The sequence below is a fragment of the Aeromicrobium sp. genome, from assembly GCF_025965075.1.
In the GTDB taxonomy this organism is placed as follows: Bacteria; Actinomycetota; Actinomycetes; order Propionibacteriales; family Nocardioidaceae; genus Aeromicrobium.
In genome coordinates this window covers 1-9,031 of record NZ_JAOPXQ010000104.1, presented here as the reverse complement: position 1 = coordinate 9,031, position 9,031 = coordinate 1, and the positions used below count along the sequence as shown (strand labels likewise).

Sequence of the window (9,031 nt, the reverse complement as noted above, 5' to 3'; positions counted from 1 at the left end):
CGAAGTCGATCTGGCCGGGTCCGTAGCGCTCGATCAGCCGGGACAGGACGATCGCGGTCTCGGTGTGGTCGACGTTGGCCGTCTCGACCCGCACACGCTCGAGCGCCCGCTCGAGGTCGCGGACGTCGCGGGCCACGATGTGCAGGATCGCGTCGGCCGGGCCGGACACCGTGGCTGCCGAGTGGACCTCCGGCACGCGACCGAATGCCGCCCGGAGCTCGTCGGGCGAGATCGTGCCCTTGCAGTGCACCTCGACGTACGCCTCGGTGCTCCAGCCGACCAGGCCCGGGTCGAGGACCGCGGTGAACCCGCTGATGACCCCGTCGCCGACCAGGCGGTCCATCCGGCGCTTGACCGCGGGCGCGGAGAGCCCGATCCGGTCGCCGATCGCGGCATAGCTGGCTCGGCCGTCCTCGAGCAGGGAGCCGATCAGCTGGCGGTCCAGATCATCCATCCGGCCATTGTTGCAAGAATTCGTCACCCAATCGAGCGCTACGCAAGAATTCGCCTGACTACTGCGCAGTTTCTGATTCGTCATGCGTCTGACCGCCCACATAGCATTGATTCGTTGCGCAGAGCCGCTGCCTGACCTCACCCCGGAGGACTCCTTGACCGTTCTCGACACGCCCACCCTCGCCACGCCGGCCCCATCCGTCGTCCGCAGCGCCCGCACCCGCCACTACCTGATGTGCGAGCCGAGCCACTTCGAGGTCGTCTACGCGATCAACCCGTGGATGGACCCCCGCAACCCGGTCGACCCCGAGCGGGCACGGCTGCAGTGGGAGGTGCTCCGCAACACGTACCTCAGCCTGGGTCACCGGGTCGACCTGATCGACCCCATGGCGGGCCAGCCCGACATGGTGTTCGCGGCCAACGGGGGGATCGTCGTCGGCGGTCGGGCCTACGGCGCGAGGTTCCGCTTCGCGGAGCGCGCCGCGGAAGGCGAGGCATACGGCGCCTGGCTCGCGCAGGAGGGCATCGCCGTCACGGCACCGGTGCACACCAACGAGGGCGAGGGCGACTTCCTGGCGCTCGGGTCGATGATCCTGGCCGGCACGGGCTTCCGGACCTCGCTGGAGGCTCACATCGAGGCGGCCGCGGTGCTGGACCGCCCCGTCGTGTCCCTCGAGCTCGTCGACCCGCGGTTCTACCACCTCGACGTCGCGATCGCGGTGCTCGACGACGGCAACGGCAGCGCACCCGCCGACATCGCGTACTACCCCGGCGCCTTCAGCCGGCACAGCCAGCGCACGCTGCGGGACCTGTTCCCCGACGCGATCCTCTGTAGCGAGGCGGACGCCCGCGTCCTGGGCCTCAACGCGGTCAGCGACGGTCAGCACGTCGTGCTCCCGGCCGCCGCGACGAGCCTCGCTGCTGCGGTCCGTGACCGCGGCTACACCCCCGTCCCGGTCGACCTCGGTGAGTTCATGAAGTCCGGCGGCAGCGTCAAGTGCTGCACGATGGAGATGCACCGCTAGCACCCGGCGACGGTGCTCCAGCACCGCCGTCGAGGACGAAAGTCCTGAGATCGAGTCCCACAAGCCCCATCCGTCACGTAGAGTGTCGGCGTGTCGCGCTCCCGGTTTGCACTCGCCGTGCTATTTTTCGCCGCCCTGCTGGTGCCGACCGCGCCCGCGCACGCCGCCTACACGATGATCTGCACGGGCTACGCGTCGTGCACCGACAAGGGCTACTCGAGCTCCGGCTACTCGACGCACAAGGGCACGAGCTACTGGAACATGTACACCGGCACGAACTGCACGAACTACGTCGCCTACCGGCTCGTGACGACCAACGGCATGCCCAACAAGCGCCCCAAGGCCGGGGTCGGCAACGCCCAGGACTGGGGCACGGCGATGGCGTCGGTCACCGACTCCCGCCCCTCAGTGGGCTCTGTCGCGTGGTGGGGCAGGACCGGCCGCCACGTCGCGTACGTCGAGAAGGTCGTGTCGTCGACCGAGGTCTGGGTGTCGGAGTCCAACTGGAGCGGCGCGTTCGACTGGCGCAAGATCACCAAGTCCGGCTCGGGCTGGCCCGACGGGTTCATCCACTTCTCCGACCAGGTCCTCAAGAACACCGCCCGACCCACGCTCGGTGGCACGCCCACGGTCGGCGAGGCGCTCAGCCCGTCGGTCGGCAAGTGGACCGTGATGGGCAACAAGTACGTCTATCAGTGGACCGCTGACGGCAAGGCCATCGCGGGGGCCACCGCCAAGTCCTACACACCGACGCCCGCCGTGGTGGGCAAGGACCTGGCGCTCAAGGTCACGGCCTCCCGCAGCGGCTGGGACTCCGGCACCGCGTCCTCGACCGCGTCCGAGGTCCAGCCCGGCACCGTCGCGCCCGGGACGCCGTCGGTCAGCGGCTCGGCCCGCGTCGACGAGCCGCTCACCGCCTCGCCCGGCGTCTGGAGCCCGACGCCCACGACGTTCTCCTACCAGTGGTCGGTCGCCGGCACGCCCGTCGCCGGGGCGACCTCGACGACGTTCGTGCCCCGGCCGGCCGACGCGGGGCGCGCCGTCAACGTCAGCGTGACGGGCGTCCGCACGGGCTACGTCCCGGCAGCGAGCACCTCGCCGGCCGTCACGATCTCCGCGGGCGAGCTCCGGTCGACAGCGCCTCCGGCGGTCACCGGGACACCCGCCGTCGGTGCACGACTCGCTGCCGATCCCGGCACGTGGTCCGGGTCCGGGCTGTCGTACGACTACCAGTGGCTCGTCGCGGGCACGACCGTCCCCGGAGCGACGTCGTCGACGTACACCCCGGTGGCCGCAGACCACGCCAAGACGGTGTCGGTCCGCGTCGCGGCCCACGGCGTCGGATACTCGACGACCTCGGCGACGTCCGCCCCGAGCGCGAAGGTCGCCACGGGCACGTTCTCCGCCCCCAGCCCGACCATCGTCGGTGCGATCCGCCTCGGCTCGACCCCGTCGATCGACCCCGGCACACCGCCGGTCCCCGGCGCGACCGCCACGTTCCAGTGGCTCCGCGACGGCGTCGCCAAGGCCAAGGCGACCGCTGCCAGTCGCACGATCATCGCCTCCGACCTCGGCAAGAAGCTCTCGGGCCGGGTCACGTGGTCGGCACCGGGATACGACCCCGTGACCGTCACGTCGGCAGCGACCGCCGCGGCCAAGGCCACCGCCGCACTGAAGGTCACGGCGACCCCGGCGAAGGGCAAGGTGACCTTCGCGGTGTCCCTGTCCGCCACGGGCCTGGCCAGTCCCGACGCCTCGATCGTCGTGGCCCGTCGCGGCGGCGGCCACAAGACGTTCACGATCAAGGCCGGCAGGGGCAGCTACACGCTCAAGGGCCAGTCGGCCGGAACGAGCACGTACACCCTGACGTATGCCGGGACCAGCACCATCACCTCGGCCACCACGACCCTGACCAGCAGGATCAAGTGACGCGAACGGCCTGACGCGAGGCAGCCGGCGTCAGCCGCCGAACGGCACGCCGAGCTCGGCCAGCCGGGCCTGTCCCCCGTCGAGCGCCGTGAGGACCCACGCGCCGGTGTCGGTCAGCGTGAACGTGTGCTCGAAGTGCGCGGACCACGATCCGTCGGTCGTCACGACGGTCCAGTCGTCGGCGAGCGTGCGCGTCTGCGCGGTCCCGAGCGTCACCATCGGCTCGACCGCCAACGCCAACCCCCTGACGAGCTTGGGCCCCCGGCGCGGCCGACCGTAGTTGTAGACGTTGGGTGGCTGGTGCATCGCCGACCCGATCCCGTGGCCGGTGTAGCCCTCGGCGATCCCGTAGTCCCCTGCCGCCTCGATCGTCGTCTCGATCGCATGGCTGATGTCGGAGACCCGGCCGCCCAGACGGGCCGCGGCGATCCCCCGCCACATCGACTCCTCGGTGACCCGCAAGAGCTCGGTGACCTCGTCGGGCACCTCGCCGATCGCCACCGTGATCGCGGCATCGCCGTGCCAGCCGTCGACGATCGCCCCGCAGTCGATCGAGATGATGTCGCCGTCCTGCAGGACGCGAGGACCGGGGCTACCGTGGACGACCTCGTCGTTGACCGCGGTGCAGATGACGCCGGTGACCCCGTGGTAGCCCAGGAAGTTCGACGTCGCCCCCAGCGAGCGGATGTGCTTGTGGGCGATCGCGTCGAGCTCGGCGGTCGTCATCCCGGCGGCCGCGGTGGACCGCAGCAGCTCGAGCGTGCGCCCCACGACGAGGCCTGCCTCGCGCATCGAGGCGATCTGGGCCGAGGTCTTGATCTCGATCCCGCGCTCGAACATGGCGACCTCAGTCCGGGAGGACGTCGTCGATCCGCTGCGTGACCTCGTCGACCTCGCCCATGCCGTCGACCTCGAGCACGATGCCGCGCTTGCCGTAGACCTCGAGCAGCGGAGCCGTCTCGGCGGTGTAGACCTCCTGGCGGTGCCGGATGACGTCCTCGGTGTCATCGGCCCGACCGCTGGTCTCGGCACGCTTCAGGAGGCGCTGGATGAGCTCCTCCGGGTCGACGACGAGCTCCAGCACGTGGTCGAGCTTGGTGCCGAGGCCCCGCAGGATCCGGTCCAGGGTGTCGACCTGGTCGACGGTCCGCGGGTAGCCGTCGAGGATGAACGCGTCACGCGCGTCCTCCTCGGCCAGCCGGGCCTCGACCATCGCGTTGGTGACCTCGTCGGGCACGTACTCGCCGGCGTCCATGTAGCGCTGCGCTGCACGGCCGAGCTCGGTCTGGTCACGCACGTTGGCGCGGAAAATGTCGCCCGTGGAGATGTGCGCCCCGCCGATGCGCTGCGCGAGGGCGACGGCCTGCGTTCCCTTGCCCGCACCGGGCGGACCCATGATGAGGAGACGACTCACTTCAGGAACCCTTCGTAGTTGCGCTGCTGGAGCTGGCTCTCGATCTGCTTGACGGTGTCGAGACCGACGCCGACGATGATCAGGATCGTGGTGCCGCCGAACGGGAAGTTCTGGCTCGCGCCGATCAGCGCGATCGCGACCATCGGGATGAGCGCGATCAGACCGAGGTACAACGCACCGGGAGCCGTGATGCGGCTGAGCACGTAGCCCAGGTAGACCTGGGTCGGGCGGCCGGCGCGGATCCCTGGGATGAAGCCACCGTACTTCTTCATGTTGTCGGCAACCTCCTCGGGGTTGAACGTGATCGACACGTAGAAGTACGCGAAGAACACGATCAGGATGAAGAACGTCGCCATGTAGAGCGGGTGGTCGCCGCGCACGAAGTTGTCGTTGATCCATCCGGCCCACGGGGCGCTGGAGTTGAACTGGGCCATCAGGGCCGGGAGGTACATCAGGCTCGAGGCGAAGATGACCGGGATGATGCCGGCCTGGTTGACCTTGAGCGGGATGTACGTCGACGAGCCGCCGAACATACGTCGGCCGACCATGCGCTTGGCGTACTGCACCGGGATGCGGCGCTGCGCCTGCTCGATGAAGATCACGGCGGCGACGATGACCAGGCCGATGAGGATCACGAGCGAGAAGGTGGTCCATCCGTTGACCTGGCGGATCTGCCACATCGCGCCGGGGAACGTCGCGACGACCTGCGTGAAGATCAGGATCGACATGCCGTTGCCGACGCCACGGTCCGTGATGAGCTCGCCGAGCCACATGATGACCGCGGTGCCCGCGACCATCGTCAGCACGATGAGCATGAACGAGGGGATGCTGTCGGGGCGGTAGAGCAGCTGCTTGTTGCAGGCGCCACCGAACAGGTTGCCGCTGCGGGCCAGCGCCACGATGCCCGTCGCCTGGAGGATCGCGAGACCCAGCGTCAGGTAGCGGGTGTACTGCGTGATCTTGGTCTGCCCGGCCTGGCCCTCCTTCTTGAGGGCCTCCAGACGAGGGATCACGACGACCAGGAGCTGCAGGATGATGCTCGCGGTGATGTAGGGCATGATGCCCAGCGCGAAGACCGTGAGCTGCAGCAGCGCACCGCCGGAGAAGACGTTGATGAGGGCGAAGATCCCACCGCTGTCCTCGGACGCGATGTCGACGCAGTCCTGCACGTTGCCGACGTTGATGCCGGGGGCCGGCATGGTCGAGCCCAGGCGGAACAGCACGATGACGAACAGGACGAAGAGGATCTTCTTCCGCAGGTCGGGCGTCCTGAACGCGTGGACGAAGGCGCTGAGCACCGCGTGCCTCCTCGTGCACCACTGTGCATATAGGGATGGGCGTGGATCGAACGGACAAAAGCGGGCTTGCGCCCGCGACAAGACTCTAACAGTGAGCGAAACAGCCGGGGGCAGGGACAACAGTCCCTGCCCCCGGGCAGTGTCAGCCGAGAACGGTGACGCTGCCTCCGGCTGCCTCGATCTTGGTCTTGGCGGACGCGGAGAACTTGTTCGCCGTGACCTGGACCTTGACCGTGATCTCGCCCTGGCCGAGCACCTTGACGGGGCGACCCTTGCGGACGGCGCCGTTGGCGACCAGCGACGCGACGTCGATCTCACCGCCGGCCGGGTAGAGCTCCTCGATCCGATCGAGGTTGACGACCTGGTACTCCTCGCGGAACGGGTTCTTGAATCCCTTCAGCTTCGGCAGGCGCATGTGGATGGGAACCTGTCCACCCTCGAACCCGGCGGGAACCTGGTAGCGGGCCTTGGTGCCCTTGGTTCCACGACCGGCGGTCTTGCCCTTCGAGCCCTCACCGCGACCCACACGGGTCTTGGCAGTCTTGGCTCCCGGGGCGGGGCGCAGGTGGTGCAGCTTGAGCGCCATGTCAGTCAACCTCCTTGACGTCCACGAGGTGCGGGATGGCGTCAGCCATGCCACGGATCTCGGGACGATCCTCTACGACGACGACGTCACCGATCTTCTTGAGACCGAGTGAGCGCAGGGTGTCGCGCTGGTTCTGCTTGCGTCCGATACCGGACTTGGTCTGGGTCACCTGGAGCTTGGCCATCAGACACCTGCTCCAGCTTCGGCCTTGGCCTTCGCCTCGGCGATGCCTTCCTTGCCGGCACGGAGCAGGGCCGCCGGGGCGACCTGCTCGACCGTCAGGCCACGACGCGAGGCGACGTCCTCGGGAGACTCGAGCAGCTTGAGGGCCGCCACGGTCGCGTGGACGATGTTGATCGCGTTGGACGAGCCCAGCGACTTCGACAGGACGTCGTGGACGCCTGCGGCCTCGAGCACGGCGCGCACCGGGCCACCGGCGATGACGCCGGTACCGGGCGATGCCGGACGCAGGAAGACGACGCCGGCCGCCTTCTCGCCCTGCACCGGGTGCGGGATGGTGCCCTGGATGCGGGGAACGCGGAAGAAGGACTTCTTGGCCTCTTCGACACCCTTCGCGATCGCGGTGGGAACTTCCTTGGCCTTGCCGTAGCCGATGCCGACCTGTCCGTCGCCGTCACCGACGATCACCAGGGCGGTGAAGCTGAAGCGACGACCACCCTTGACGACCTTGGCGACACGGTTGATCGTGACGACCTTCTCGATGTACTGCGACTTCTCGGCGCCACGATCGTTTCCACGACCGCGCCCGCCTCCGCCTCCGCGGCGCTGCTGCCCGCTCATGCGGCACTCCTCACGTTTGAGAAAAACTCGGTGTTGATGGTCATCAGAACTCCAGTCCGCCCTCGCGAGCGCCGTCGGCCACAGCCGCGACCCGACCGGCGTACTTGTTGCCCGCCCGGTCGAACACGACGGTGGAGACGCCGGCAGCCTTGGCCCGGTCGGCGACGAGCTCGCCGACGCGCTTGGCCTTGGCCGTCTTGTCGTCGCCGGACGAACGCAGGTCCGCCTCCATCGTCGACGCGGAGACGAGGGTGTGACCCTCGAGGTCGTCGACGATCTGCGCGACCATGTGCTTGCTGGAGCGCGTGATCACCAGGCGCGGACGCTCGGCCGAGCCCTGGATCTTCTTGCGACCACGAATCTGGCGGCGCAGGCGCGACGCGGTACGACCCTTGGTGTTCTTGTTGTGCCTGATCGAGATAGCCATGGACTACTTACCAGCCTTTCCGACCTTGCGGCGGACATGCTCGCCGGAGTAACGAACACCCTTGCCCTTGTAGGGCTCAGGCTTGCGGATCTTGCGGATGTTCGCGGCAACCTCACCGACGGCCTGCTTGTCGATGCCGATGACCGAGAACGCCGTGGGCTTCTCGACGGCGAACGTGATGCCCTCGGGCGCCTTGACGACGACCGGGTGGCTGAAGCCGAGCGCGAACTCGAGCTCGGTGGGGCCCTTGAGCGCGACGCGGTAACCGACGCCGACGATCTCGAGCTTCTTCTCGTAGCCCTCGGTGACACCGATGACCATGTTGCTGATCAGGGTGCGGGAGAGGCCGTGGAGCGCCTTGCTCTTGCGCTCGTCGTTGGGACGCTCGACCGACAGCGAGCCATCATCGTCCTTGCGGACCGTGATGGGCTCGGCGACGGTGCGCGCGAGCTCGCCCTTGGGACCCTTGACGCGAACGTCCTGGCCCTCGATGGAGACCTCGACGCCCGAAGGGATCGAGACGGGAATCTTGCCGATGCGTGACATGTGTCAGGCCCCCTTCACCAGACGTAGGCGAGGACTTCTCCGCCTACGCCCTTCTGGTTGGCCTGGCGGTCCGTGAGCAGACCCTGGCTGGTCGAGATGATCGCCACGCCGAGTCCACCGAGCACCTTGGGCAGGCCGGTCGACTTCGCGTAGACGCGCAGTCCGGGCTTGCTGATGCGGCGGATGCCGGCGATGGAGCGCTCGCGGTGCGGACCGTACTTGAGGGTGATCGTCAGCGTCTTGCCGACCTCGCCCTCCTTGGGGTCCGCGACGTCGATCGAGGTGATGTAGCCCTCCTGCTTGAGGATCTCGGCGACGCCGGCCTTCAGCTTGGAGTAGGGCATGCTCACGCTGTCGTGGTACGCCTGATTGCCGTTGCGGACACGCGTGAGCATGTCTGCGATCGGATCGGTCATTGTCATTGCTGGTGTTCCGTTCTCGCCGCGGTTTCGTCCTCGTCCTCGATCGAATCGAGCGAGCTCGACCTCTGAGTGGGAGGGGACCTACGACGTAGTTAGAGGTAAGTGACTACCAGGAGCTCTTGGTGATACC

12 protein-coding genes are annotated in these 9,031 nt (G+C 68.2%); 2 read left to right on the top strand and 10 right to left on the bottom strand.

The genetic code is table 11. The features are described from left to right. The coding region (locus JWQ91_RS06975) for an Lrp/AsnC family transcriptional regulator (RefSeq protein ID WP_297782139.1) at positions 1-454 on the bottom strand (454 nt) is incomplete at its 3' end. Between the two features lie 154 nt (positions 455-608). Here JWQ91_RS06975 and ddaH point away from each other — a divergent pair. Together ddaH and JWQ91_RS06965 are read left to right on the top strand one after the other, a co-directional pair. Then, positions 609-1,478 carry a dimethylargininase gene (gene ddaH / locus JWQ91_RS06970; RefSeq protein WP_297782138.1) on the top strand — a complete coding sequence of 290 codons (870 nt, stop codon included), beginning with the start codon at positions 609-611 and terminating at the stop codon, positions 1,476-1,478. 117 nt (positions 1,479-1,595) lie between these two features. Then, a complete protein-coding gene (locus JWQ91_RS06965) occupies positions 1,596-3,407 on the top strand; it encodes a CHAP domain-containing protein (protein WP_297782137.1) in 1,812 nt (603 codons plus the stop codon). 30 nt (positions 3,408-3,437) lie between these two features. Here JWQ91_RS06965 and map read toward each other — a convergent pair whose 3' ends face one another. From map to rpsH, 9 genes are all read right to left on the bottom strand, one after another. Continuing rightward, positions 3,438-4,247 carry a type I methionyl aminopeptidase gene (gene map, locus JWQ91_RS06960; protein ID WP_297782136.1) on the bottom strand — a complete coding sequence of 270 codons (810 nt, stop codon included), beginning with the start codon at positions 4,245-4,247 and terminating at the stop codon, positions 3,438-3,440. A gap of 7 nt (positions 4,248-4,254) precedes the next feature. After that, the gene (locus tag JWQ91_RS06955; protein WP_297782135.1) at positions 4,255-4,821 is read right to left on the bottom strand and encodes an adenylate kinase; all 567 of its coding nucleotides are present in this window, start codon (positions 4,819-4,821) and stop codon (positions 4,255-4,257) included. After that, positions 4,818-6,119, bottom strand: coding sequence for a preprotein translocase subunit SecY (secY, locus tag JWQ91_RS06950; RefSeq protein WP_297782134.1), 1,302 nt, complete (start codon positions 6,117-6,119; stop codon positions 4,818-4,820). Before secY ends, JWQ91_RS06955 begins: the two co-directional genes overlap by 4 nt. A gap of 142 nt (positions 6,120-6,261) precedes the next feature. Beyond that, a complete protein-coding gene (gene rplO / locus JWQ91_RS06945; RefSeq protein ID WP_297782133.1) occupies positions 6,262-6,705 on the bottom strand; it encodes a 50S ribosomal protein L15 in 444 nt (147 codons plus the stop codon). A 1-nt stretch (position 6,706) separates the two neighbouring features. Then, entirely contained in the window at positions 6,707-6,889 is a 183-nt protein-coding gene (gene rpmD / locus JWQ91_RS06940) for a 50S ribosomal protein L30 (protein ID WP_297782132.1), read from the bottom strand. Then, the gene (rpsE, locus tag JWQ91_RS06935) at positions 6,889-7,506 is read right to left on the bottom strand and encodes a 30S ribosomal protein S5 (protein ID WP_297782131.1); all 618 of its coding nucleotides are present in this window, start codon (positions 7,504-7,506) and stop codon (positions 6,889-6,891) included. Before rpsE ends, rpmD begins: the two co-directional genes overlap by 1 nt. 43 nt (positions 7,507-7,549) lie before the next feature. Beyond that, on the bottom strand, positions 7,550-7,933 hold the full coding sequence (gene rplR, locus JWQ91_RS06930; protein ID WP_297782130.1) for a 50S ribosomal protein L18: 384 nt from the start codon (positions 7,931-7,933) through the stop codon (positions 7,550-7,552). 3 nt (positions 7,934-7,936) lie between these two features. Then, positions 7,937-8,479 (bottom strand): 50S ribosomal protein L6, encoded by a 543-nt coding sequence (rplF, locus tag JWQ91_RS06925; RefSeq protein WP_297782129.1) that lies wholly within the window; start codon positions 8,477-8,479, stop codon positions 7,937-7,939. Between the two features lie 14 nt (positions 8,480-8,493). After that, on the bottom strand, positions 8,494-8,901 hold the full coding sequence (gene rpsH / locus JWQ91_RS06920; RefSeq protein ID WP_297782128.1) for a 30S ribosomal protein S8: 408 nt from the start codon (positions 8,899-8,901) through the stop codon (positions 8,494-8,496). Between the last annotated feature and the right edge of the window lie 130 nt (positions 8,902-9,031).